The following is a 24,509-nucleotide window of genomic DNA, read 5'->3' as shown; positions in this document are numbered from 1 at the left end:
GACCAATAACTTAGGTTAGGCTTCCCTAAGTTCCTGGCCCCCGTCGTGAGGACAGCATCCATGAGGTCCCACCTGCTCAACGACCGCACCGCCGGCACCTACCGACGTACGGTCACCGCAGGCGTCGAGCACATCGCGGCCCGACTGGCCCATGCAGACCGCCCGTTCACGGGCATCACACCCCCCGCCCTCGCCCCCGTCGTCGACGCCGTCGACCTCGACCTCCCCCTCGGCGACGCCGGCGCCGCGCTGGCCGAGCTGGACCGGCTCTACCTGCGCGACGCCGTCTACTTCCACCACCCGCGCTACCTCGCCCACCTCAACTGCCCCGTCGTCATCCCCGCCGTCCTCGGCGAGGCGGTGCTCTCCGCCGTCAACTCCTCCCTCGACACCTGGGACCAGTCCGCCGGCGCCACCCTCATCGAGCGCCGCCTCGTCGACTGGACCGCCGCCCGCATCGGCCTCGGCCCGGCCGCGGACGGCGTGTTCACCTCCGGCGGCACCCAGTCCAACCTGCACGCGCTGCTGCTCGCCCGCGAGGAGGCGTGCGACGGCGTACGCAAACGGCGGGGCGCCGAGCTGCGCACCGCCGAGATCCTGCCCCGGCTGCGCATCCTCGCCTCCGCGCACGGCCACTTCAGCGTCCGCAAGGCCGCCGCGCTGCTCGGCCTCGGCGAGGAGGCCGTGGTCGAGGTGGCGTGCGACGCCGAGCGCCGGATGCGGCCCACCGCGCTGGCCGCGGCGCTCGCGGAGCTGCAGCGCGACGGCCTCGTCCCCATGGCCGTGGTCGCCACCGCCGGCACCACCGACTTCGGCGGCGTCGACCCGCTGCCGCAGATCGCCGGGCTGTGCGCCGGGGCCGGCGTGTGGCTACACGTGGACGCGGCATACGGCTGCGGTCTGCTGGTCTCCGGCCGCCGCCGGCATCTGCTCGCCGGCATCGAGCGCGCCGACTCGGTGACCGTCGACTTCCACAAGTCCTTCTTCCAGCCGGTCAGCTCCTCGGCCGTGCTGGTACGGGACCGGGCCACCCTGCGGCACGCGACGTACCACGCCGACTACCTCAACCCCGAGCGCATGGCCGCCGAGCGGATCCCCAACCAGGTCGACAAGTCCCTGCAGACCACCCGCCGGTTCGACGCGCTGAAGCTGTGGCTGACGCTGCGCGTCATGGGCGCCGACGGGGTCGGCCGGCTCTTCGACGAGGTCTGCGACCTCGCCGAAGCCGGCTGGCGGCTGCTGGACGCGGACCCCCGCTTCGAGGTCGTCGTCCGGCCGCAGCTCTCCACGCTGGTCTTCCGCTACGTCCCGGGCGGCACGACCGGCACCGACGCCGCGCACGCCGAAGCCGCGCACGCCGCAGCCGCGCTCAGCGACGCCGCCAACCTGCACGCCCGCGAGCAACTCGCCGCCTCCGGCGCCGCGCTCGTCGCGGGCACCAAGGTCGACGGCCGGCACTACCTGAAGTTCACGCTGCTCAACCCCGAGACCACGACCGAGGACCTCACCGCCGTCCTCGACCTCATAGCCGAGCACGCCGCCGCCTACACGGGAGAATCCCTTGCCCCCGACGTCCCCGCATCCCCCGCAGCCCCCGCAGCCCCGGCAGCCCCGGCAGCCCCGGCAGTCCCCGCCCGCTGAGCGCCGCGTCCACGACTTCGTCGCCGTCGGACTCGGCCCGTTCAACCTGGGCCTGGCCTGCCTCGCCGAGCCCGTCGACGGCCTCGACGGCGTCTTCCTGGAGCGCAAGCCCGACTTCGACTGGCACTCCGGGATGTTCATCGAGGGCAGCACGCTGCAGACGCCGTTCATGTCGGACCTGGTCACGCTGGCCGACCCCACGTCCCCGTACTCCTTCCTCAACTACTTGAAGGAGACCGGGCGGCTGTACTCGTTCTATATCCGTGAGAGCTTCTATCCGCTGCGCGAGGAGTTCAACGACTACTGCCGCTGGGCCGCCGCCAAACTCCCCGGCGTCCGCTTCGGCGAGGAGGTCACCGCCGTCGAACGCGACGCGGCGGACGGCACGTACGTCGTCCGCACCCCGCGCGGCGAGTACCGCGGGCGCCGGCTGGTGCTGGGCACCGGCACGCCGCCGTACGTGCCCGAGCCGTGCCGCGGCCTCGGCGGCGACGTCCTGCACAACAGCCGGTATCTGGAGCACAAGGAGCGGCTGCAGGCCAAGGAGTCCGTCACGATCGTCGGCAGCGGGCAGAGCGCCGCCGAGATCTACTACGACCTGCTGCAGGACATCACCCCCGACGGCTGCCACCTCACCTGGGTGACCCGCTCGCCGCGGTTCTTCCCGCTGGAGTACACCAAGCTGACACTGGAGATGACCTCGCCCGAGTACGTCGACTACTTCCACGCGCTGCCCCCGCCCGTACGCGACCGGCTCGGCCCGGCGCAGAAGAACCTCTACAAGGGCATCAACACCGAGCTGATCGACGCGATCTTCGATCTCCTCTACGTCAAGTCCCGCCGCGGCCCGGTGCCGACCCGGCTGCTCACCAACACCGCCCTCGTCTCCGCCGGGTACGCGGACGGCACGTACACCCTGGGACTGCGCCAGGAGGAGCAGGGCCGGGACTTCGAGCTGGCCACTCAGGGGCTGGTGCTGGCCACCGGCTACCGCTACGCGGAGCCGGCGTTCCTCGCCGGCATCGCCGACCGCCTCGCGCGCGATGAGCGGGGCCGCTTCGCGGTCGCCCGCAACTACACCGTCGACCACGCGGGCCGGGAGGTGTTCGTGCAGAACGCCGAGCTGCACACCCACGGCCACGCCGCCCCCGACCTCGGCATGGCCGCGTACCGCAACTCCTGCATCATCCGGGAGATGGCCGGCCGCGAGGTCTACCCGATCGAGAAGTCCATCGCCTTCCAGGAGTTCGGAGCGCCGGCCCGATGAAACTCACCCTGCGCCCCCTCGACCCGGTCCGGGACGCGCCGCTGCTGCACACCTGGGTCACCCACCCCAAGGCCGCGTTCTGGCTGATGCAGGGGTGCACGCCGGAGGAGGTCGAGAAGGAGTACGCGCGGATCGCCGCGGATCCGCACCACGACGCCTTCCTCGGGCTCGCCGACGGCGTTCCCGCCTTCCTCGCCGAGCGCTACGACCCGGCGCACCGCGAGCTAGTCGGCGTCTACGACGCCGAGGACGGCGACGTCGGGATGCACTTCCTTACCGCGCCGGCCGATACCCCCGTGCCCGGCTTCACCCGGGCGGTGATCACGGCGGTGATGGAGTGGCTGTTCACCGACCCGGCGGTGCGCCGGGTCGTGGTCGAGCCCGACGTGCGCAACACCGCCGTGCACGCGCTCAACGAGGCCGTGGGCTTCCGCGTGGCGCGCCGGGCGCGGACGCCGGGCGAGCGGGGCGAGCCGGGGAAGCCGGCCAGGGAGGTGCTGCTGAGCTTCTGCACCCGCGAGCAGTTCGCCGCCGCGCAGGCCCCCGTGCCACCCGTGGCCCTCGACGCCACCGGACACCTCACGCCCGACCGCTGGGCGGAGGCCACCCGACGGCTGCTGGCCAAGGCCATCGGCGAGTTCACCCACGAGCGGCTGCTGACGCCCGAGCCGCGGGGGGTCGGCTCGTACGCGCTACGGGCCGGGGACGCCGAATACCGCTTCGAGGCCCGCCGCTACGCGCTGGACCACTGGCGCGTCGACCCGCACACCGTCACCCGCCACGCGCCCGGCGACCCGCCCGGCGGCTCCCGGCTCGACGCGCTGCGGTTCTTCACCGAACTCCGGGAGCCGCTGGGGCTCAGCGCCGACGTGCTGCCCGTCTATCTGGAGGAGATCACCTCCACGCTGGCGAGCACCGCGTACAAGCTCGACCGGCCGGAGGACGACGACCTGGCGACCGCGGACTTCCAGGCGATCGAGGCGGGAATGACCGAGGGCCACCCCTGCTTCGTCGCCAACAACGGCCGCCTGGGCCTGGGCGCCGCGGACTACCGCGCGTACGCCCCCGAGACCGGCGCCCGCACCCGCCTCGTCTGGCTCGCCGCCCACCGCGACCGGGCCACCTTCACCTGCGCCGCCGACCTCGACTACGACACGCTGCTGCGCGCGGAGCTGGGTCCCGCCGTGCTCGCCGGCTTCGCGGCCCGCCTCCGCGCACTGGGCCTGGACCCGGACGACTATCTCCTGATGCCCGCGCACCCCTGGCAGTGGGAGCACAAGCTCTCCGTCACCTTCGCGGGCGAGGTCGCCGCCCGCCGGCTGGTGTACCTCGGCGAGAGCGCGGACACGTACCAGCCGCAGCAGTCGATACGTACCTTCTTCAACACCTCCGCGCCCGCGCGGCACTACGTCAAGACGGCGCTGTCCGTACTCAACATGGGCTTCATGCGCGGGCTGTCGGCCGCGTACATGGAGGCCACGCCGGCGATCAACGACTGGGTCGCCGGGCTGGTGGAGCAGGACGAGGTGCTGCGCGGCACGGGCCTGGAGATCCTGCGCGAGCTGGCCGCCGTCGGCTACCGCCACGAGGCGTACGAGGCCGCCACCGCCCCCGGGTCGCCGTACCGCAAGATGCTCGCCGCGCTGTGGCGGGAGAGCCCGGTGCCGCGGCTCGCCGAGGGGCGGCGGCTCGCCACGATGGCCGCGCTGCTGCACACCGACCGGGCCGGCCGGCCGCTGGCGGCGGCGCTGATCAAGGGCTCGGGCCTGGCGCCGCGGGTGTGGCTGCGCCGCTACCTCGACGCGTACCTGACGCCGCTGCTGCACGCCTTCTACGCGTACGGGCTGGCGTTCATGCCGCACGGCGAGAACGTGATCCTCGTCCTCGACGAGGCGGGGGCGGTGGAGCGCGCGCTGTTCAAGGACATCGCGGAGGAGGTCGTGGTCATGGATCCGGACCTGCCGCTGCCGCCGGCGGCGGAGCGCATCCGGGCCGAGGTGCCCGACGACATGCAGCTGCTGTCGGTCTTCACGGATGTCTTCGACTGCTTCTTCCGCTTCCTGGCGCCGCTGCTGGACGAGGCCGGGGTGCTGGGCGAGGAGGACTTCTGGCGGACGGTCGCGGAGTGCGCGCGGGACTACCGGGCGGCGGTGCCGGATCTCGCGGACCGGTTCGCGCGGCACGACCTGTTCGCGCCGGAGTTCGCGCTGTCGTGCCTCAACCGGCTGCAACTGCGCGACAACCGGCAGATGGTCGACCTGACCGACCCGTCGGGGGCGCTGCAGCTGGTGGGCACCCTGCGAAACCCCCTGGCCCCCCACGCTCCCCGCACCCCCGCCCCAGGGTAGGCCGCCGCACCGACAAAGCCGCGGGCCGCGGAAGCGCCCCCCTGCTCCCGCCCCTGCTCCCCGCACACCCGCCCCAGGGTACGTCGCACCACCGACAGACCCCCGGTAGCCGGCGGCCCGCAACGCTCAGCACGGCAACCCGGGCCGCCACAGCGGTCAGCGCAGGCACCCCCGCCGCGGACGCGCTCAGCGCAGCGCGTCCGCGCCCCGGGCCGCCGCCCGCAGGAAGAACGGCACCGTCAGCGCCGAGGCCACCGCGAAGAAACCGAACGCCGCCCGCGCTCCGTCGAGTTCGGCGAGCAGCCCCGCCAGCCCGGCGCCCAGCGGCATCGCGCCCCAGGCGAACATCCGGTTCGCGGAGCTGAACCGGCCGAGCATCGCATCCGGCACCGCCCGCTGGATGACCGTGCGGCTGTTGACGGTCCACAGCGTGCCGCCGAGCCCGCCGAGGAACGCCGCCGCGGCGACGGCGCGCGCGTCGGCGGTGAGCGCCGGAACGGCGGCCATCGCGGCGGTGCCGAAGAGGTCGGCGAGCATCACGCGGCGGCGGCCCAGCAGCCGGTTCAGCCGGGTGACGGCGACGGCGGCGAGGAGTCCGCCGATGCCGAGCGCGCTGAGCAGGACCCCGTACGCGCCGGGGGTGAGGCCCATGTCGCGGGTGGCGTACAGCGGGATGAGCGCGAGCCAGGCGCCCCAGGTGCCGGAGAGCACGGTGAGGATGAGGGAGAGGGAGCGCAGCAGACGATGCCGCCAGAGGTAGCGCAGCCCCTCGGCGATCTGCCCGTTGACGGTGGTGGCCGAAGGCGCCGCCCCTGCGCCCCCTCCCTTCCCTTCGTACGCCGCTTCCTTCCCTTCGTACGCTACGGAGCCCGCCCGGAACCGCCCGACGAGCAGCAGCAGGACGAGCGCCGCGGCGGCGTACGCCACCCAGGTCGCGCCCAGCGCGTACCCCGCGCCGAGCGCGATGAGCAGCCCGCCGACGAACGGCCCGGCGAACTCGCTGAACACCGTCTCCGCCCCCGCCATCCAGGCGTTCGCCCGGTCTCGCCCGGCGGGCGGCACGGCGGCGGGGACCAGCGCGGTGGCCGCCGTGGAGGCGACGACATCGGCGACGCCGATGGCCGCCCCGGCGGCGGCCAGCAGCCCGATGGACAGCCCGCCGCTCGCGGCGGCGGCGAGCAGCGGCACCATCGCGAGCAGCCGCAGCACGTTGACCACCCACAGCAGCCGCCGCCGGTCGACGCGGTCGACGAGCACGCCCGCGTGCAGGGCGACGAGCAGCCACGGCAGCGAGATCGCCAGCGCTACCCCGGTGACCTGCGCCGGGGAGCCGCCGGCACGGACGGCGAGCAGCGGCAGCGCCATCTTGACGACGCCGTCGGCGAGGTTCGTCACGGCGGTGAAGGCGACGAGCACGGCGGTGTTGCGGCGCCCCGGATCCCGGGCCGTCCGTGCCCGGCCGCCCTCCAGCACCGCGGACGCGTCCGCCATGACCCCACCCCTAACCACCAAAGCTGTTTACTGGTGAGGTGAAGTTACCACCAAACGCGATAGCCGGTAAAGTGGTCCGTATGCGCGCACCGCCCCGGGCCGCCGAGCTGGTGGCCGACTTCGCCAACACCCTCGACATCCACGCCGGCACGGACGTGCTGCGCACCCCGGCGAACCTGGCCGCCTGGCTGACGGCCCGCGACCTGCTCGCCCCAGCCGCCCCCACCCCCCTCGACGCCACGCTCGACGGCTCCGTCGACGCCGCCCTGCACGCGGACTGCGTCGCCCTCCGCGCCGGCATCCGCGAACACCTCGGCACCCACGTCGGCGACACCCCCGACCGCACCGTCACAGCGGCCGCCGACGCGGCACTGGCCCGCTTCCCGGTACGCATCACCGCCGACGGCACCCTCGCCCCCACCGCCGGCCCGACGGGCGCCGAGCGGGCAGTGGCGGAGCTGGCCATCGCCTGGAGCACCCTGGCGGTCACCGGCGACGACGCCCGGCTCAAGCGCTGCGCGGAGCACACCTGCCACGAGGTGTTCTGGGACGTATCGAAGAACCGCAGCAAGCGCTGGTGCTCGATGCAGGGCTGCGGCAACCGCGCCAAGGCCCGCGCCTACGCCGCCCGCCGCGCCGCGTCCTCCGGCTGAGCACGGGTGGCGCTCCTCCGCCATGCCACCGCGGCAGTCAGACCGCTGCTCCAGTTTCGCCGGCACCGATGAGTTCTCGCAGGCCGCCGGGTCGGTACGGGCATGACTACCGAGAACACACCGCCCACCGTTCCTCGCCAGGAGTGGCTGGCCGGCATCGAGGCCCTGCGTGCCCGGGAGAAGGCCCACACCCGCGAGGGCGACGCGATCGCCGCCGCCCGCCGGCGGCTGCCCATGACCGAGGTGGACCCGTCCGCCCCACTCGTCGGAGCCGACGGGCCCGTACCCCTGATCGACGTCTTCGAAGGCCGTACCCAACTGTTCGCCTCGTACCACATGTGGCACGACGGGCACCCGGCGGCCGAGCAGTGCGAGGGTTGCACCTTCTTCACCGGGCAGGTCCGTGAGCTGTCCTATCTGCACCAGCGTGACGTCACCTTCGCCGCCTTCTGCCAAGGCCCGTTCGAAGAATCTGACGACTATCGCCGCTTCATGGGCTGGGACATGCCCTGGTACTCCGTGCCCGAGGAGTCGCTCAAGCCGCTCGTCGCCGGCCGGCACTTCGGCATGAAGGCGTGTTACCTCCGCGACGGCGATCGGGTCTTTGAGACGTACTGGACCACGGGCCGGGGCGTCGAACCCATGGCGCCGTCCTACGGCATCCTCGACATGACCATCTACGGCAGACAGGAGACCTGGGAGGACTCGCCGGCAGGATGGCCGCAGCCGTACGCCACGCTCGGCGAGCAGTTCCGCCACGACGGACGGCCGACCGCGCAGTGGGCACGGATCGCCGCCGGCCATGACGACGCTCTTCACAGCGATCAAGCGGGCGCGGGCGGCTCTGGTTGCTGCACGTGAACCCTGCCTGGCGGCCGTCGCGAGGAGCGGACCGGGAGCAGAATCCTGGATCCACTCCCCTGTCACTCCCCCAACCGTTCCCACACAGCCGTCAGGCCCGGTACTCCGCATCGGAGTACCGGGCCTGACCTGCGTTTCCCTGAGGGTGAGTGACGGGACTTGAACCCGCGGCCACCTGGACCACAACCAGGTGCTCTACCAGCTGAGCTACACCCACCGTGAGCTGATGCTTCCGCACCGGCCGACTAGAAGTGTACAGGGTCGCCGACGGTGCCCGCCGCCGGCTTTCCCCGTCGTGCTACGACCCGTCCGCCGCCGGCGTGTGCCGGGCGGCGATGGCCTTCGCGGTGTCGGAATCGGGGCCCGGCGGGGCCACGAAGACCGCCTCACGGTAGTAGCGCAGCTCGGCGATGCTCTCCTTGATGTCCGCCAGCGCCCGGTGGTTGCCCGCCTTCTCGGGGCTGTTGAAGTACGCCCGCGGGTACCAGCGGCGGGCCAGCTCCTTGACGGACGAGACGTCCACGATGCGGTAGTGCAGGTGGCCCTCCAGGTCCGGCATGTCCCGGTTGAGGAAGCCGCGGTCGGTGGCGACGGAATTGCCGCAGAGCGGGGCGCGGCCGGGCTCGGGTACGTAGGCGCGTACGTAGTCGAGCACCTGCCGCTCCGCGTCCGCCAGCGTCGTGCCGCCGGCCAGCTCGTCGAGCAGGCCGGAGGCGGTGTGCATGGCGCGTACCACCTCCGGCATGGAGGTGAGGGCCTCCGCGGGTGGCCGGATGACGATGTCGACGCCGTCGCCGAGCACGTTCAGCTCCGAGTCGGTGACGAGCGCGGCCACCTCGACGAGCGCGTCGTCGACCAGCGAGAGGCCGGTCATCTCACAGTCGATCCAGACCATCCGATCGTTCATGGCCCTCACCCTACGTGCCGGTCACGCTGCCCCGGCACGGTCGCGCGCCGCGCAAGTGCGCCCCGGTGCCGCTGCGGGTGCGGCTCAGGGTGCCCGGGGGCGTACGCGTCGGACTGCGGCTTCTCGGCGCCGTCCACGCCGCCGCCCACGACCCCGCCCGCGGTGCCCCCGCCCGCGCCGCCGCCGGGCGGCGGTTGCGGGCGCCGTGGCGCGGGCACCGTCGGCGGCTCCGGCGGCGGTACGGCCTGGGGGTTACGGGCGCGGTAGGCGGCCCGGTACGCGGCCGGGGAGGAGCCGAGCTGGCGGCGGAAGTGCCCGCGCAGCGCGACGGGCGAGCGGAAACCGCACCGCCCTGCCACTTCGTCCACGGAGAAGTCCGACGTCTCCAGCAGCCGCTGCGCCTGAAGCACCCGCTGGGTGATCAGCCACTGCAGCGGGGCGCTGCCGGTGAGCGTGCGGAACCGCCGGTCGAACGTGCGTCGGCTCATGTACGCACGGGCGGCGAGAATCTCCACGTCGAACTGCTCGTGCAGGTTCTCCAGCGCCCAGGCCACGACCTCCGCCAGCGGGTCTCCGCCGATCTCCTCGGGTAAAGACCTGTCGAGGTAGCGCTCCTGGCCGGCACTGCGCCGCGCGGGCACCACCAGCCTCCGGGAGAGCGCCGCGGCGGCCTCCGCACCGTGGTCCTGGCGCACCAGGTGCAGGCAGAGGTCGATGCCCGCGGCCGTGCTCGCCGAGGTGAGGATGTCGCCGTCGTCGACGAACAGCTCGCGCGGGTCCATGTGGACCGACGGGTAGCGCTTGGCCAGCGTCGGCGCGTACATCCAGTGCGTGGTCGCGGGGCGGCCGTCGAGCAGCCCGGCCGCGGCGAGCGCGAACGCCCCGGTGCACAGCCCGACGACGCGGGCGCCGTCCTCGTGCGCCCGGCGCAGCGCCTCCAGCGCGGCGGCGGGCGGCGGCTGGGTGATCGAGCGCCACGCCGGTACGACGACGGTGCCGGCCCGGGCCAGCGCTTCCAGCCCGTACGGGGCGGAGAGCTCCAGGCCGCCGGTGGTGCGCAGCGGGCCGTCCTCACCGGCGCAGACCAGCAGCCGGTACCGGGGGGTGCCGGCGTCCTGGCGGTCGACTCCGAAGACGGAGAGGGGAATGGAGTTCTCGAAGACGGGGCCACCGCTGAACAGCAGCACGGCGACGACTTCTCGTCGCCGGCGCGGCGGGCGTGGTGCCTCACCGCGTGCCGCGGCGCCCGCCGCCTCGGGTGCGTGTGGCCCGCCGGACCGGATCGTTGCGCCCGCTCCGGTGGAGTCCTGGCTCATGACGCTAAGCCCCCTCGCTTCTCTCTCCCTCTGCGTCCCGCACCTACACCCCCGAGACGATCTCGGTCTCTCGGCCAAGATCAAATCTACTGTGTCCTGCACGTCGGACCAGACAGGTTCAGCCCCGCATCTATATCGACAGGTAAAGCGTGTCTTGTGTGACACGCGGGACAGGTTCGGCCCTACCTCTATGTCGACATGGAAACTTGGCGTGAAGCATTCGATCCCGAACGGTGTCACCGGTTCACGCAACAGGGAAGGCCACCCCCTCCGGTTCTCCGACGTGCACGGCTCCTGCGCCCCGACTGCGCCCCCAGCCCCCCGAGCCCGGAACGTTCCAGCCTTGAGTCTCGCAACTCCAGTGTGCAGAAGGGAAGTTGGCCGAAAAGATCGGGTTACCGGCGGTTCTCCGCGCGGGCCCGGACCGGAGACCGGACGGAGTCGCGAAACCGCCGGTGAGCGCCTCGGCCCGGCCGTGTCCTGCGGCGCGTCCCCGGCGCGGACGGCCCGTTCGCGTTCGCGGCGGCGACGACGCACCCGGGGGCGCGGTGAGAGCGCACGGAAGCGTGGGGGGCGGCACGAAGGCCGGACTCCGGATCCGTGAGCGCCGGGCCCGTGCGCCCCCTTGCCGCGCCCGCGGCCGATCGCCGGGCCGCCGCCCGGCCCGGGCCGGCATTGCGCGGGGCGCCGCACTCGGGCATGCTCCTGTGAACCGTGCGCCGGGGCCACCCGGCATACTGCCGCCCGAGCCTGGGCAAGGGAGGTAGTGTCGCCGTACCCTTGATGTACGGGATTGGGAAGATGATTCCCGGACACAGCATCCGAGTCCCTCCAGTCACGAGGATTCCCTACGCCGAGACACCGATGGCCGGTCACGAAATCCCCGAACCCGCGGACCGCAAGCCGGTCGCCGATCCACTGGCGGACCTGGAAGCGGCGGCCGAGCCGCGCCAGGGTTGCGATCCGGCGTTCAAGCACGGCGTCGTCTGCGGCTTCGACGGCTCCACCTCCAGCGAACGCGCCCTCGCCTACGCGGTCGGGATGGCCCGGCGCCTGGGCTGCGGCCTGATCATCGTGCACGTGGCCAACCGGCTGCCCACCACCGTCTGGGCCGGCTGCGAGCCGCCCGTCTTCGTGGACGTACCGGACCACCGCACCGAGGTACTCGGGCTGGAACTCGCCTGTGCCGACTACCTCTCCGACGTGCCGTGGATCCTGGTCGAGCGCGGCGGCGACATCTGCCACGAACTGGAGGAGGTCGGCCGGGAGTACGAGGCCGACGCCATCGTGGTCGGCTCCACCCAGGGCATCGTGGGCCGCATCTTCGGCTCCGTCGCCGGCCGCCTCGCCCGCCGGGCCCAACGGCCGGTCGTCGTGGTGCCGTAGCCGCCCCGGGCGCGTGTTCGCGCCGGTGGCGCCGGGTGCGGGTGCGGTCCCGTACGGCGGGAGAAATTTACTCGCTGGTAGATGTGGGTTGTGAATTTGTGAGGGGCATATAGGGGACACGACGCGCTGCCCACCGGGAGGTGACGGTCCCCGGCACGGCAGCGGCACCGCCGGCGTATTGGGCGACGCCGGCACAGGGGAGGCGGCCCTCTGCGCGACGTGGTGGCACGCGCAGAGGGCCGCTCTTTCGCCTCCCGCTGAGGGGCGGCGGGGCGGCGCGGGGTCGGGTGGCGCCGGTTCCTCGCTGTGCGCCGGGGGTTCGCGGGTGTTCGGGGCTTCGCCGGCGTTGCGGGGTTGCGGGTGCGCTCGCTCCGGTCACGCCGACTCCTCACCTTGCAACCGAGGTCCCGCGGCTGCGCCGCGGGGCGCGGCTTCGTCAACACCGGGCGTTCATGGGCTACTCCACCGTCACCGACTTCGCCAGGTTGCGGGGCTTGTCGATGTCGCGTTCCAGCTCCAGGGCCGTGTGGTACGCGAGGAGTTGGAGCGGGATGCCCATCAGGATGGGGTCCAGCTCCGGTTCGCTGCGGGGTACCACGATCGTGTGGTCCGCCTTCTCCTGGCGGCGGTGGGCGACCGCGAGGATGCGGCCCTCGCGGGCCTTGATCTCCTCCAGCGCCGCGCGGTTCTTCTCCAGCAGCTCGTCGTCCGGCACGATCGCCACCGTCGGCACCTCCGGCTCGATCAGCGCCAGCGGGCCGTGCTTCAGCTCGGAGGCCGGGTACGCCTCGGCGTGGATGTAGCTGACCTCCTTCAGCTTCAGCGCCGCCTCCCTGGCCACCGGATAGCCGCGGACCCGGCCGATGAACATCATCGACCTGGCGTGCGCGTACTCCTTCGCCAGCGCCCGGATCTCGTCCTCGCCGCGCAGCATCTCCGCGATCTGGTCCGGCAGCCGGTGCAGCCCCTCGATGACGCGGCGGCCGTCGGCGACCGACAGGTCGCGGATGCGGCCGAGGTGGAGGGCGAGCAGGGCGAAGGCGACGACGGTGTTGGTGAAGCACTTGGTGGAGACCACGCAGATCTCCGGCCCCGCGTGCACGTAGATGCCGCCGTCCGTCTCGCGGGCGATGGCCGAGCCGACGACGTTGACGACGCCGAGGACCCGCGCGCCCTTGCGCTTCAGCTCCTGCACGGCGGCCAGCACGTCGTACGTCTCACCGGACTGGGAGACCGCGACGTACAGCGTGTCGGGGTCGACGACCGGGTTGCGGTAGCGGAACTCGCTGGCCGGTTCGGCGTCCGCGGGCACCCGCGCCAGCTCCTCGATCAGCTGCGCGCCGATCATGCCCGCGTGGTACGAGGTGCCGCAGCCCAGGATCTTCACCCGGCGCACCGCGCGCGCCTCGCGCGCGTCCAGGTTGAGGCCGCCGAGGTGGACGGTGGAGAACCGGTCCTCGATGCGCCCGCGCAGCACCCGGTCGACGGCGTCGGCCTGTTCGCAGATCTCCTTGTGCATGTACGTGTCGTGGCCGGCCATGTCGTACGACTCGGGCGACCACTCCACCGTCTCCGGCGAGGACGACGTGCGCGAGCCCTCGGTGGTGTACGTGCGGTAGTCGTCGGCCTTGATGGTGGCCATCTCGCCGTCGCCGAGGGTGACGACCTGGCGGGTGTGCGAGACCAGCGCGGCGACGTCGGAGGCGACGAACATCTCCCGCTCGCCGATGCCCAGGACCACCGGCGAGCCGTTGCGGGCGACGACGATGCGGTCGGGGTGGTCGGCGTGCAGCACGGCGATGCCGTACGTGCCCTCCAGCAGCCGCAGCGTCTCGCGGACAGCCTCCTCCAGGGTGCCGGCGGCGGAGCGGGCGATGAGGTGGGCCAGGACCTCGGTGTCGGTCTCGGAGGCCAGCTCGACGCCGTCGGCGGCCAGCTTGGCGCGCAGGTCGGCGGCGTTGTCGATGATGCCGTTGTGGACGACGGCGACCTTGCCGGACTCGTCCAGGTGCGGGTGTGCGTTGGCGTCGCTGGGGGCGCCGTGGGTGGCCCAGCGGGTGTGCGCGATGCCCGTCGCGCCGGCGAAGCGCTTGGGCAGCCGGGCCTCCAGGTCCCGTACCCGGCCCTTGGCCTTGACGGTCTTGAGCGCGCCGGAGCGGGCGGCGATGGCCACCCCGGCGGAGTCGTAGCCCCGGTACTCCAGCCGCTGGAGCCCTTCGAGGAGCAGGGGTGCCGCGTCACGCTTGCCGATGTAACCGACGATTCCGCACATATCGTTCGCTTCCTGTCGCGTGGACCGGGGGAGGGAGGGTCAGCCGTAGACGATGCGGCGCAGTTGACGCCGGGTCAGCTCGGGCGGCGCGACCGCGCGGTGCGCCAGCTCCCGGGCGATCCGGTCGAAGATCGCGTCGTTCACCAGGCCGTCCGCCCGCAGCTCGCGGTGGCGGCGGCGGACGAACGCGGGCGTCGTCTCGTCGAAGTAGGCGAGGACGTCCTGGACGACCCGCGCGGCTTCGCCGCGGCTGAGCGGCGCACTGCGTATCAGGTGGTCGATCAGGTCGTCGTGCATCCGTAGATAGTGCTTGATGATCATCACTTACGCAAGAAATCTGCCCGGAATCGGGCAGGGATCACTCCTTTCCTCCGCCAGATTGCTCTACACGCCTTGCCGCGTTTGGAATGTCCATGTCATCAGCCTGCAAGGGACCACCGTGAGACGTCACCGCCTGCGGACTCCCCCGCGCCGCGGGCGCCGCCGAACTGGGCTGGTCCCGGCCGCGAAGCTCGGCTGGGACGGCTACCGGGACCGGCTGGTGGGACAGGGCCCGCGGTGGGAGGCGATGGGGATCGACTTCTACCGCTCGGCCCAGGTGCCCTGGGAGTGACGCGGGAGTGAACCCCTGAACGGGGAGCACGGGCCCGCCTCCCCTCGGCGGCTGCCGGTCCGCGGCTGGCCGCGGAGACCGCGGAGGGGAGGCGGTGGGGGGACGGCCCGCACCGCTCGGCACGGCTGGAGACCGTAAGCCTCCGCGCCGTCCCGAGGAACGCTACGCACGCTAGTGACCTCGACTCGGGCAATGCGCCCAATAGGGACGCCGGGCGCCAGGCTTAAGGCTCTCTTGAGGAACGCATCGGAGGCGCTTAATCCGCGCGACCCCACACGTGCGCCGCCGGGGCGGGAGGAACCACCCCGGCGGCGCACGGACTCTGCGTGGGCGCGGATCAGGTGCCGTCAGCCGCGGGGCTTCACCTCCTTCGAGGCGCCGCCGCCTCCGGCGCCGAGGTCGTCGGCGTAGCCGGCGATCCAGGCGAGCGGGGCGTTCCAGTTGATCGTGACCTCGTTGGTCGAGTACGACTCGATGTCGTCGATGTAGCACATCGCCGGCGGGCAGCCGGTCAGCTCCCGCTGCGCCACCGGGTCCTCCAGCTGCGAGTCCGGGCCGCCGGCCAGCGCGCCCGCGGGCGGGTTCGGCAGGCTCGGGTCGAGCTGGTTGGCCCAGTGCCGGTGGTGCTGGTTCTTCGAGGCGCGCTCGCCGTGGCCGGTGACGTACGACTGGTTCAGCGGGTTGCGGCCCAGCAGGTAGTCCAGGCCGGTGAGGACGGCGTCGCGGTAGCCCGCTTCGCCGGTGAGGCCGTGCGCGGTGGCCAGGACGACCATGTTGTTGAGCACCTGGCTGTTGGAGCCCCAGACGTAACGCCCCCCGTCGGGGGCGTACGGGACGCCGTAGGCGGCGCTCGCGGCGTCGGCCGCGTAGCCGTCGGCGGCGTCGGTGACCATGCCGCGTACGACACCCAGCTGCGCGTCCGTCAGCCCGCTGTCGACGGTGGCCAGGTCCAGCGCGCCGAGCCCGGCGGTGGCGCCCCACGACATGCCGCCGCCGGGGAAGACCGCCGCGGCGTCGCCGTGCAGGGGCGAGCCGAGCACGTCCTGCAGATAGGCGTCCTCACCGGTGGACAGGTACAGCTCGGCGGCGGCCCAGTAGAACTCGTCGCTCACCTCGCCGTCGCTGTACGCGCCGCCGCCGGTCCCGTCGTTGGGGTCGGCCAGCATGTCCGGGTGCGCCTCGGCGGCGTCGTACGCGGTGCGGGCGGCGGCCAGGCACTGGTCGGCGAACGCAGCCGTCTCGTCATAGCCCGCGTACAACCGCGCGCACTGCGCGCCGGTGGCGGCGAGGTTGAGCGTCGCGGCGGTGGACGGCGGGTGCAGCTCGCGCAGCTGCGGGTCCTCGTGCGGCAGCAGGGGCAGACCGGTCCACTGGTCGTCGTGCAGCTTGTGGTGCGCCATGCCGGCCAGTTCCTCGCCCGCCGGCACCTGCATGCTGAGCAGGAACTCCAGCTGCCAGCGCGCCTCGTCGAGCACGTCGGGCACGCCGTTGCCGCGCTCGGGCACGGCCAGCTTGCCGTCGCCGATCGGCTCGCCGTCGGCGCCCTCGGTGGTCAGCGTGCGCTCGTACGCGCTCATCACCTGCGCGGCGGCGATGCCGCCGTTGACGACGTACTTGCCGTGGTCGCCCGCGTCGTACCAGCCGCCCGCGGCGTCCAGGGTGTAGTCGCAGACCTCCGGCTGGCACGGGACGTCGTCGTCGCCCTGGTTGGGCGCGACGCCGACGTGCCCGGCAGGCCGGGCGTACTCCTCGCCGACCAGGGCGGCGTCGATCTCGATGCCGCTGCGGTTGTGGTAAAAGTACGCGAGCGCGTCGGTGCGCAACGTGCCGTAGAGGTCGTCGCCGATGGCGAACGGCTCGCTGGTCTCGCCGTCGATCGTGACGGTGTAGCCCTCGCCGGCCTCGGTGAAGTCGCCGAAGGCGAAGGTGTGCACGTTCTTGAGCGAGGTCGGGTCGGTGCCCGCGGGCACGGTGGTACCGCTCGCCTTCTCGGTGCCGTCGGCGGTGCTCAGCGTCCAGTCGAGCGGCTCGGTGGCCTCCGTGACGAAGGTGCCGTTCTTCGGCCCCCCGGTGAGGTAGCCGACCTGGTTGACGCGCACCGGCGAGCCGGTGTCCGGGTCGTACGGGGGCTGTTCCGCGCCGCCGCGCAGCGAGACGTCGTCGACGCAGAAGGTGTACGCCGTGTCGTCACCGCCACCGACCTGGAAGGCGAGCTGGGCGGCGGCGTCCGCGGCGGTGGCGGTGAAGATGTGCTCGAAGGTCTGCGCGGTGTCGGTCACCTGGTCCGGGGAGGAGAAGAACTGGGCCCACGGATCCACGGCCTGCTGGATGTTGGTGCGGATGGTCACGGGTGCGGTGGAGGTCGCGGTGTACCGCAGGGCGTACGTCTCACCGGCGGCGATCGGCAGGTCGTTCTGGCCGACGATGGCGTCCCACGGGTTGGTGGTGCCGGCGGGCACGTCGGCGCAGAGCCGCCCGTCGACCACGGCGCCGGGGCTCTCCGGTGTCCACCACCAGGGCTCGGCGCCGGCGGCGAAGTCGCCGTTGACGATCAGCTCGGGGCCCTCGTCGGCCACCGCGGCGGCGCCGCCGGGCGCGGCGAGCGCTCCGGCGACCAGTGCGGCGGCGAGGGCACGGGGTAGGTGCCGTTTCATCTCAGCCCTTTCGGGGATGCCCAGTCATTCAGGACGGGGCGGAATCGGATCCCGGACCAGCGGAAACGGTGTTCTGCCGCATCAGTGCGCCGGTGGCGCAAAGTGCCGACACGATCACGACTAAGTCCGTCCGGGAACTCGCGCAAGGGGTTTGTGGGGGGCGAGCGGGGCGCGGCCGCACCCCTCGTGGTCACGGCCGCGCCCCTCGGAGGCGGGTTCAACCCGCGGTCGTGCCGCGTCCGGTGCGTACGGGACGGAGGACTCCTGCGTACGCACCGGACGCGCGCCGGCGTCAGGGCTGCGCGCCCCGCACCGGCCGCCCGGCGGCGTACGCGACGGCGGGCGGAGCGTCGCTGTACGTGCCGGTGGTGGTGGCGGTGGGAAACGGTCTCCGCGACCGCCGTGCGGGCGGGTCGGGTGTGGGGGGTGCGTGCACGAATCCTCCTGGTGCGGGCAGGTGTTCGGGCGTGCGGTCGCGCGAGGGGCATGCGTGGGGGGACAGCCGGGCCGGACGCACGGGGCCTTTGTGCGCCCGACCCGGCTGAGCAGACCGGACGGGGGTGGGCTGGTGGTACGACCCCGTCCTCGCCTCGCGGGAGGGAGGTGCAAGTCTTGAAGTGTGGGAGCGCTCCCAATTTCCCGAAGGGTTCCGCACCTGTCAAGGCTTCGGACAGAAGTCGGCCCGCGGACGGGGCGGTTGCCCGGTGCCGGCCCGAGGACCGGCCGCCCGCGCACGCGTACGGGGCGGGCCCAACAACCGGGCCCGCCCCGTCCGTTTCGGCCCCGGCGGAGGGCCGCCGCCTCAGCCCGAGGCGCGTACCACCAGCTCGGTCGGCAGCACCACGTGCCGCCCCTCCGCGCCGTCCTTGGCGTCGATGCCCTCCAGCAGCACCCGCACCATGGCCCGGCCCATCTCCTCGGTGGGCTGCCGGACGCTGGTGAGCGCCGGGTCGGTGTGCCGGGCGACCGGCGAGTCCTCGAAGCCGACGACCGCCACCTCGTCCGGCACCGCGCGGCCCGCGGCGCGCAGCACCTGCAGCGCACCCGCCGCCATCACGTCGGAGGCGGCGAAGACCGCGTCCAGCGCCGGCCGCCGCTCCAGCAGCTCCGCCATCGCCCGCCGGCCGCCCTCCTCGGTGAAGTCGCCGACGGCGACCAGCCCGGGGTCCTCGTCCCGGTCGGCCGCCTTCAACGCCTGACGGTAGCCCGCCAGCCGGCAGCTGGCGACGTACATGTCAGAAGGGCCGGTAATGGTCGCGATCGCCTCGCGCCCGCGCCCTATCAGGTGCTCGACGGCTGCTTGAGCGCCGCCGGTGTTGTCCGAGTCGACGTACGGCACGGCCTCGCTCGCCGCCCGGCGGCCGTTGAGCACCGCCGGCAGCCCCATGGCCGCCAGCATCTCCGGCAGCGGGTCGCCCTCGTGCACGGAGACGAGCAGCACGCCGTCGACCCGGTCGGCGCTCAGATACGCCGCCAGCCGCTCCCGCTCCCGCGGCGAGCGGATGAGCGTCAGCAGCAGCTGCTTGTCCGTCTCCGCCAGCTCCGCGCTCACCCCGCGGACGATGTCCGAGAAGTACGGCTCGGAGAACAGCCGGGTCTCCGGCTCCGGGATCACCAGCGCGACCGCGTCCGCGCTGCCGGCCGCCAGCGCCCGCGCCGCGCGGTTGGGCACGTACCCCAGCTCCGCGACCGCTCGCTCGACGGCCGTCCGCGCCTGCTCGCTGACCTGGTCCGATCCGTTGATCACCCGGGACACCGTCCCCCTGCCCACCCCGGCTCGCGCGGCGACCTGCTCCAGCGTCGGCCTCCCGCCGCGCCCGCCGCGCGCCACCGGCGTACGCCGATCCCTGACCGCCATTCCACCCTCCCGCGTTATGGCTGTCTGCTGCCTGTCCGATTCTCGCCCCCGGCCACCGTCCGCGGCCTGCGCCGAAGCTAACAGCCGCGTAACGGCGCGCAGTCGAGATGTCCGGTCACTTGACACCCCCATCGCCGACGGGCCACCCTTCAACCAATCACTTATGGGAGCGCTCCCACTCTACTCGACCCATAGAGAACCCGCACGACAAGCCCGCCCGAGCCGCCGGCGCCTTTCCCCCTCGCACACCTCCGGCAGATGCGGCACGCGTCAGGGCGCAAGGAGGATGCAGTGCGCAGTTACCGCACCACGCGACGGGCCGTGAGCCTGCTGGCCGCAGCCGCTCTGGGAACCGGGTTGCTCAGCGCGTGCGCGAGCGATGAAGAAGACGGCGGCTCGGAATCCGGCTCCGGGGACGGAAGTGGCGGAAAGACCACCATCACCATGGGGCTCTTCGGCACCTTCGGCTTCAAGGAGGCCGGGCTCTACGAGGAGTACCAGAAGCTCAATCCGGACATCACCATCAAGGAGACGGTGATCGAGCGGAACGAGAATTATTACCCGCAGTTGCTGAACCATCTCACCAGCAACAGCGGCCTGGCGGACGTCCAGGCGATCGAGGTCGCCAACATCGCCGAGATCGTCGACACCCAGGCCGACAAGTTCATGGACCTCTCCGAGGTGGAGGGCGTCTCCGAGGACGACTACCTCCCCTGGAAGTGGCAGCAGGGCTCCGCCGCCGACGGCAAGCTCGTCGGCCTGGACTCCGACATCGGCCCGATGGCCGTCTGCTACCGCAAGGACCACTTCAAGGCGGCCGGGCTGCCCACCGACCGCGACGAGGTCTCGAAGCTGTGGGAGGGCGACTGGCAGAAGTACCTCGACGCCGGCCGCGACTTCCAGAAGAACGCCCCCGAGGGCGTCGCCTGGGCCGACGCCGCCGGCGGCGTGTACAACGCGGCCGTGTCCTCCACCGAGAGCCGTTACTACGACGAGGACGGCGAGGTCATCTACAAGGACAGCCAGGGCGTGCAGGACTCCTGGGACATCGCCTCGACGGCCGCGGAGGAGAAGCTGACGGGCAACCTCCAGCAGTTCACCAAGGGCTGGGACCAGGCGATGAGCAACGGCGACTTCGCCACCATCTCCTGCCCGCCGTGGATGCTCGGCTACATCGCCGACAAGGGCGGCGAGAACGCCAAGGGCAAGTGGGACGTCGCCCAGGCGCCCGTCCCCGGCAACTGGGGCGGCTCCTTCTTCGGCGTCCCCGAGGCGGCGGAGAACAAGGAGGAGGCGGCCAAGTTCGTCGCCTGGCTGTTCGCACCCGAGCAGCAGGCGACGCTCTTCGAGAAGCGCGGCAGCTTCCCCAGCACCCCGGCCGCGTACGAGATGGACACGGTCAAGAGCGCCAAGAACGACTACTTCGGTGACGCCCCGATCGGCGAGATCTTCTCGGCCGCCGCCGAGGGCACTCCGGTGCAGACGATCGGCCCGAAGGACCAGGTCATCGCCGAGAACATCGCCAACGGGCTGCGGCTGGTCGAGCAGGGCAAGGAAGACGCCGACGGCGCCTGGGACTCCACGGTCGACGCCGTGGACAACGCGCTGGACCAGTGAGACAAGAATCCATGACGCAGACAGGTTCGACCGCGGCCGCTCCCCCCTCCGCGGAGGGGGGAGCGGCCCCGCCCGCGAAGCGGGCCGCCGCCCGCGACCCGCGGAAGACGTGGCGCAGCCGCCGCTACCGGTGGGACGCCAAGTTCAGCCCCTACGCCTTCATCTCGCCGTTCTTCCTGTTCTTCGCCGCGTTCGGGCTCTTTCCGCTGATCTACACCGCGTGGGCGTCGCTGCACCGGGTGGAGCTGACCGCCCCCACCGACATGGAGTGGGCCGGCCTGCACAACTACAGCCGGCTGCTGGAAGACGACTTCTTCTGGAACTCGCTGTGGGTCACCTTCGTCCTCGCCGTGCTCTCCACGGTCCCGCAGCTGCTCATGGCGCTCGGCCTCGCGCACCTGCTCAATTACAAGATGCGCGCCTCCGCGTTCTTCCGGGTGGCGATGCTGGCGCCGTACGCCACCAGTGTGGCGGCGGCGACGCTGGTGTTCGCCATGCTCTACGGCCGCGACTACGGGATGATCAACTGGGTGCTCGGCCTGTTCGGCGTCGACGAGATCGACTGGCAGGCCGGTGACTGGACCTCGCGGATCGCCGTCGCCAGCATCGTGATCTGGCGCTGGACCGGCTACAACACCCTGATCTACCTGGCCGCGATGCAGGCGGTGCCACAGGATCTGTACGAGTCGGCCTCACTCGACGGGGCGTCCCGCTGGCAGCAGTTCCGCCACGTCACGATCCCGTCGCTGCGGCCCACGATCCTGTTCACCATCGTGGTGTCGACGATCGGCTCCGTACAGCTCTTCGGCGAACCGCTGCTGTTCGACGAGACGAAGGGGGCCACCGGCGGCGCCGACCACCAGTTCCAGACGCTGGGCCTGTACCTGTACGAACAGGGCTGGCGCAACCTGCACCTGGGCCGGGCCGCGGCCATCGCCTGGGTGATGTTCCTGATCCTGGTGGTGATCGGCGCCCTCAACGCCCTGATCGCGCGCCGTCTGCGGAAGAGCTGAAGGAGAGCTCATGGCACTGCTCAAGACGACAGCTCCCCCGGCGGCCACGCGCCGCCGACGCGGGCCGCGGGCCGGCGAGGCCGGCGGCCACCAGCGGGCGGGCAAGCTGACGTACGCCGTCCTGGCGCTCTTCACGGCCATCTCGATCGGCCCGCTCATCTACACCGCGATCGCGGCCTCCCGTACCAACGCGCGGCTGGCGGAGACGCCCCCGCCGCTCTGGTTCGGCGGCAACCTCTTCTCCAACATGGAGACCGCCTGGACCGATGCCAACATGGACCTGGCGCTGCTGAACACCACCATCGTGGCCGGGACGATCGCGGCGGGCACCGTGCTCTTCGGCACCCTGGCCGGGTTCGCCTTCGCCAAGCTGCGGTTCCGCTTCAAGAACCTGCTGCTGCTGCTCGTGATCGGCACCATGATGGTGCCGCCGCAGCTGAGTGTGGTGCCGCTGTACATGGCGATCGCGGAGCTCGGCTGGATCGACCAGCTGCAGACGGTGATCCTGCCGTTCCTGGTCAGCGCCTTCGGCGTGTTCTTCATGCGGCAGTACCTGATCCAGGCGCTGCCGACCGAGCTGATCGAGGCCGCCCGGGTGGACGGGGCGAGCAGCGTGCGCGTCATCTGGCACGTGGTCTTCCCCGCGGCGCGGCCCGCCATGGCCGTGCTCGGCATGCTCACCTTCGTCTTCGCATGGAACGAGTTCTTCTGGCCGATCATCGCGCTCACCCAGGAGAATCCGACCGTGCAGGTGGCGCTCACCGGCCTGCCCCGCGGCCACAACCCGGACCAGTCCGTGATCATGGCGGGTGCCCTGCTGGGTACGCTGCCGCTGCTGCTGCTCCTGCTGCTGTTCGGCAAGCAGATCGTCGGCGGCATCATGCAGGGCGCGGTCAAGGGCTGAGCCGGCTTTGAGCATCCATACCCGCGCCTCGCCCGGACCGCCCACAACCGCAGTCAGGGACCCTCGCGACCCGACCGACCCCCTTGTCCACGACGTTCTTCACTGCTGAGATTGGGAGCGCTCCCAGATGTCTGATACCACCGCCACCTTCCCCGAGGACTTCCTGTGGGGCACCGCCACCGCGGCGTACCAGATCGAGGGCGCCGCGCAGGAGCACGGCCGCACCCCCTCCATCTGGGACACCTTCTCGCACACCCCGGGGAAGACCGCCGGCGGCGACACCGGAGACGTCGCCGTCGACCACTACCACCGGCGCACCGAGGACGTACGCCTCATGGCCGGGCTCGGCGTCAAGGCGTACCGCTTCTCGGTGTCGTGGCCGCGCGTCCAGCCCACCGGCCGCGGCCCCGCCGTGCAGCGCGGGCTCGACTTCTACCGCGGGCTCGCCGACGAGCTGCTCGCCGCCGGCATCAAGCCCGTCCTCACCCTCTACCACTGGGACCTGCCGCAGGAGCTGGAGACCGCGGGCGGCTGGCCGGAGCGCGACACGGCGCACCGGTTCGCCGACTACGCCCGCCTCGTCGGCGACGCGCTCGGCGACCGCGTCGAGATGTGGACCACGCTGAACGAGCCCTGGTGCAGCGCGTTCCTCGGGTACGCCGCCGGGGTGCACGCCCCCGGCCGCACCGACCCCGTCGCCGCCCTGCGCGCCGCGCACCACCTCAACCTCGCCCACGGGCTCGCCACCGACGCGCTGCGGGCCGAGCTGCCTGCCCGCGCCCAGATCTCCGTGAGCCTCAACCCCGCGGTCGTACGCCCGCGTACGGACTCCGAGACGGACCGGGACGCGGCCCGCCAGGTGGACGCACTCGCCACCCGGATCTTCACCGGCCCGATGCTCGACGGCGCGTACCCGCCGGACCTGCTCGACGACACCGCGCGGCTGACGGACTGGTCGTTCGTACGGGACGGGGACCTGCCGCTCATCAACCAGCCGCTGGACTCGATCGGCCTCAACTACTACACGCCCACCGTCGTCTCCGCGGTCACCGGCGACGCCAAGCCCGAGCGCGCCGACGGCCACGGCGGCGGCGCGCAGTCCCCCTGGCCGGCCGCGGACCACATCGCCTTCCACCAGCCGCCGGGTGAGCGCACCGCGATGGGCTGGACCGTCGACCCGACGGGCCTGACGGATCTGCTGCTGCGGTTCACGGCGGACGCGCCGGACCTGCCGCTGTACATCACCGAGAACGGCGCGGCGTACGACGACAAGCCGGAGCCCAACGGCTCGGTGCACGACCCGGACCGCATCGCGTACCTGCACGGGCACATCGGCGCCGTGCACCGCGCCATGCGGGAGGGCGCGGACGTGCGGGGCTACTTCCTGTGGTCGCTGATGGACAACTTCGAGTGGGCGTACGGCTACGCCAAGCGGTTCGGCGCGGTGCACGTGGACTACACGACGCAGCGGCGCACGCCGAAGTCCAGCGCGAACTGGTACGCGGACCTGATCCGCGCGGGGGTGCTGCCGGCGCTCGACCTCTGACGGGCGCCGCACCGCGCCGCGCCGCGCCGCGCCGCCCCGCGGACCGGCGCCGGGCGGATCCCCGCCGGACGGACCCGGGCCGGGCAGCACTACGCAGGACAGCACCGCGCCCGCGAGACCGGCACCCGGTAGACGGGTGCCCGAGAGACCGGCGCCCACCGG

General features: G+C 72.3%; 18 protein-coding genes and 1 tRNA gene. 11 read left to right on the top strand and 8 right to left on the bottom strand.

Features of this window, described 5'->3' with window-relative positions; genetic code table 11:
* Positions 1-60: 60 nt before the first annotated feature.
* From T328_RS13770 to T328_RS13760, 3 genes are read left to right on the top strand one after another with little or no spacing between them, the layout of a single operon-like run.
* The gene (locus T328_RS13770; protein ID WP_496496289.1) at positions 61-1,641 is read left to right on the top strand and encodes a pyridoxal phosphate-dependent decarboxylase family protein; all 1,581 of its coding nucleotides are present in this window, start codon (positions 61-63) and stop codon (positions 1,639-1,641) included.
* Entirely contained in the window at positions 1,562-2,908 is a 1,347-nt protein-coding gene (locus tag T328_RS13765) for a lysine N(6)-hydroxylase/L-ornithine N(5)-oxygenase family protein (protein WP_496496288.1), read from the top strand. The genes T328_RS13770 and T328_RS13765 overlap by 80 nt, the downstream gene beginning before the upstream one ends.
* Entirely contained in the window at positions 2,905-5,256 is a 2,352-nt protein-coding gene (locus T328_RS13760) for a GNAT family N-acetyltransferase (protein WP_496496287.1), read from the top strand. The genes T328_RS13765 and T328_RS13760 overlap by 4 nt, the downstream gene beginning before the upstream one ends.
* Before the next feature lie 186 nt (positions 5,257-5,442).
* On the opposite strand, the gene T328_RS13755 is transcribed toward T328_RS13760, so the two are convergent.
* Positions 5,443-6,747 (bottom strand): MFS transporter, encoded by a 1,305-nt coding sequence (locus T328_RS13755; RefSeq protein WP_496496286.1) that lies wholly within the window; start codon positions 6,745-6,747, stop codon positions 5,443-5,445.
* 80 nt (positions 6,748-6,827) lie between these two features.
* On the opposite strand from T328_RS13755, the gene T328_RS13750 reads away from it, so the two are divergent.
* Together T328_RS13750 and T328_RS13745 are read left to right on the top strand one after the other, a co-directional pair.
* Positions 6,828-7,400 (top strand): CGNR zinc finger domain-containing protein, encoded by a 573-nt coding sequence (locus T328_RS13750; protein ID WP_496496285.1) that lies wholly within the window; start codon positions 6,828-6,830, stop codon positions 7,398-7,400.
* Positions 7,401-7,502: 102 nt separating this feature from the next.
* Positions 7,503-8,261 carry a DUF899 family protein gene (locus tag T328_RS13745; RefSeq protein WP_496496284.1) on the top strand — a complete coding sequence of 253 codons (759 nt, stop codon included), beginning with the start codon at positions 7,503-7,505 and terminating at the stop codon, positions 8,259-8,261.
* Between the two features lie 144 nt (positions 8,262-8,405).
* Here T328_RS13745 and T328_RS13740 read toward each other — a convergent pair.
* The 3 genes from T328_RS13740 to T328_RS13730 all read right to left on the bottom strand — a co-directional run bounded on the left by T328_RS13740 (position 8,406) and on the right by T328_RS13730 (position 10,484).
* Positions 8,406-8,478: transfer RNA gene (locus tag T328_RS13740), tRNA-His, on the bottom strand.
* An 81-nt stretch (positions 8,479-8,559) separates the two neighbouring features.
* The gene (gene orn, locus T328_RS13735) at positions 8,560-9,168 is read right to left on the bottom strand and encodes an oligoribonuclease (protein WP_496496283.1); all 609 of its coding nucleotides are present in this window, start codon (positions 9,166-9,168) and stop codon (positions 8,560-8,562) included.
* Positions 9,169-9,173: 5 nt separating this feature from the next.
* Complete coding sequence (locus T328_RS13730) at positions 9,174-10,484, bottom strand: helix-turn-helix domain-containing protein (protein ID WP_496496282.1); 1,311 nt, start codon at positions 10,482-10,484, stop codon at positions 9,174-9,176.
* An 864-nt stretch (positions 10,485-11,348) separates the two neighbouring features.
* On the opposite strand from T328_RS13730, the gene T328_RS13725 reads away from it, so the two are divergent.
* Positions 11,349-11,870 carry a universal stress protein gene (locus T328_RS13725; protein WP_496496281.1) on the top strand — a complete coding sequence of 174 codons (522 nt, stop codon included), beginning with the start codon at positions 11,349-11,351 and terminating at the stop codon, positions 11,868-11,870.
* A gap of 457 nt (positions 11,871-12,327) precedes the next feature.
* On the opposite strand, the gene glmS is transcribed toward T328_RS13725, so the two are convergent.
* Together glmS and T328_RS13715 are read right to left on the bottom strand one after the other, a co-directional pair.
* The gene (gene glmS, locus T328_RS13720; protein ID WP_496496280.1) at positions 12,328-14,142 is read right to left on the bottom strand and encodes a glutamine--fructose-6-phosphate transaminase (isomerizing); all 1,815 of its coding nucleotides are present in this window, start codon (positions 14,140-14,142) and stop codon (positions 12,328-12,330) included.
* Between the two features lie 39 nt (positions 14,143-14,181).
* Entirely contained in the window at positions 14,182-14,439 is a 258-nt protein-coding gene (locus tag T328_RS13715) for a hypothetical protein (protein WP_496496379.1), read from the bottom strand.
* Positions 14,440-14,581: 142 nt separating this feature from the next.
* Between T328_RS13715 and T328_RS13710 the strand changes: the two genes are divergently transcribed.
* Positions 14,582-14,755, top strand: coding sequence for a hypothetical protein (locus T328_RS13710; RefSeq protein ID WP_496496386.1), 174 nt, complete (start codon positions 14,582-14,584; stop codon positions 14,753-14,755).
* Positions 14,756-15,102: 347 nt separating this feature from the next.
* Here T328_RS13710 and T328_RS13705 read toward each other — a convergent pair whose 3' ends face one another.
* Together T328_RS13705 and T328_RS13700 are read right to left on the bottom strand one after the other, a co-directional pair.
* On the bottom strand, positions 15,103-17,409 hold the full coding sequence (locus T328_RS13705; RefSeq protein WP_496496279.1) for a glycoside hydrolase family 9 protein: 2,307 nt from the start codon (positions 17,407-17,409) through the stop codon (positions 15,103-15,105).
* 802 nt (positions 17,410-18,211) lie between these two features.
* On the bottom strand, positions 18,212-19,267 hold the full coding sequence (locus T328_RS13700) for a LacI family DNA-binding transcriptional regulator (protein ID WP_496496278.1): 1,056 nt from the start codon (positions 19,265-19,267) through the stop codon (positions 18,212-18,214).
* 444 nt (positions 19,268-19,711) lie between these two features.
* Between T328_RS13700 and T328_RS13695 the strand changes: the two genes are divergently transcribed.
* From T328_RS13695 to T328_RS13680, 4 genes are all read left to right on the top strand, one after another.
* A complete protein-coding gene (locus tag T328_RS13695) occupies positions 19,712-20,884 on the top strand; it encodes an ABC transporter substrate-binding protein (RefSeq protein ID WP_496496378.1) in 1,173 nt (390 codons plus the stop codon).
* A gap of 11 nt (positions 20,885-20,895) precedes the next feature.
* Positions 20,896-21,897: a carbohydrate ABC transporter permease gene (locus tag T328_RS13690; RefSeq protein WP_496496277.1), complete on the top strand. Its 1,002-nt coding sequence runs from the start codon at positions 20,896-20,898 to the stop codon at positions 21,895-21,897.
* Positions 21,898-21,907: 10 nt separating this feature from the next.
* Positions 21,908-22,801 carry a carbohydrate ABC transporter permease gene (locus T328_RS13685; protein WP_496496276.1) on the top strand — a complete coding sequence of 298 codons (894 nt, stop codon included), beginning with the start codon at positions 21,908-21,910 and terminating at the stop codon, positions 22,799-22,801.
* Positions 22,802-22,928: 127 nt separating this feature from the next.
* On the top strand, positions 22,929-24,347 hold the full coding sequence (locus T328_RS13680; protein ID WP_496496275.1) for a GH1 family beta-glucosidase: 1,419 nt from the start codon (positions 22,929-22,931) through the stop codon (positions 24,345-24,347).
* Positions 24,348-24,509: the final 162 nt, after the last annotated feature.

This window comes from Streptomyces sp. CNX435 (genome assembly GCF_059570575.1).
This window is presented reverse-complemented; position numbering and strand designations above follow the sequence as displayed.

Bases quoted from the DNA above. Each gene is read 5' to 3' on its own strand.
- T328_RS13770 (WP_496496289.1), top strand. From the start codon at position 61: ATGAGGTCCCACCTGCTCAACGACCGCACCGCCGGCACCTACCGACGT.
- T328_RS13760 (WP_496496287.1), top strand. From the start codon at position 2,905: ATGAAACTCACCCTGCGCCCCCTCGACCCGGTCCGGGACGCGCCGCTG.
- T328_RS13755 (WP_496496286.1), bottom strand. From the start codon at position 6,747: ATGGCGGACGCGTCCGCGGTGCTGGAGGGCGGCCGGGCACGGACGGCC.
- T328_RS13750 (WP_496496285.1), top strand. From the start codon at position 6,828: ATGCGCGCACCGCCCCGGGCCGCCGAGCTGGTGGCCGACTTCGCCAAC.
- T328_RS13745 (WP_496496284.1), top strand. From the start codon at position 7,503: ATGACTACCGAGAACACACCGCCCACCGTTCCTCGCCAGGAGTGGCTG.
- orn (WP_496496283.1), bottom strand. From the start codon at position 9,168: ATGAACGATCGGATGGTCTGGATCGACTGTGAGATGACCGGCCTCTCG.
- T328_RS13730 (WP_496496282.1), bottom strand. From the start codon at position 10,484: ATGAGCCAGGACTCCACCGGAGCGGGCGCAACGATCCGGTCCGGCGGG.
- T328_RS13725 (WP_496496281.1), top strand. From the start codon at position 11,349: ATGGCCGGTCACGAAATCCCCGAACCCGCGGACCGCAAGCCGGTCGCC.
- glmS (WP_496496280.1), bottom strand. From the start codon at position 14,142: ATGTGCGGAATCGTCGGTTACATCGGCAAGCGTGACGCGGCACCCCTG.
- T328_RS13715 (WP_496496379.1), bottom strand. From the start codon at position 14,439: ATGCACGACGACCTGATCGACCACCTGATACGCAGTGCGCCGCTCAGC.
- T328_RS13705 (WP_496496279.1), bottom strand. From the start codon at position 17,409: ATGAAACGGCACCTACCCCGTGCCCTCGCCGCCGCACTGGTCGCCGGA.
- T328_RS13700 (WP_496496278.1), bottom strand. From the start codon at position 19,267: ATGGCGGTCAGGGATCGGCGTACGCCGGTGGCGCGCGGCGGGCGCGGC.
- T328_RS13695 (WP_496496378.1), top strand. From the start codon at position 19,712: ATGGGGCTCTTCGGCACCTTCGGCTTCAAGGAGGCCGGGCTCTACGAG.
- T328_RS13690 (WP_496496277.1), top strand. From the start codon at position 20,896: ATGACGCAGACAGGTTCGACCGCGGCCGCTCCCCCCTCCGCGGAGGGG.
- T328_RS13685 (WP_496496276.1), top strand. From the start codon at position 21,908: ATGGCACTGCTCAAGACGACAGCTCCCCCGGCGGCCACGCGCCGCCGA.
- T328_RS13680 (WP_496496275.1), top strand. From the start codon at position 22,929: ATGTCTGATACCACCGCCACCTTCCCCGAGGACTTCCTGTGGGGCACC.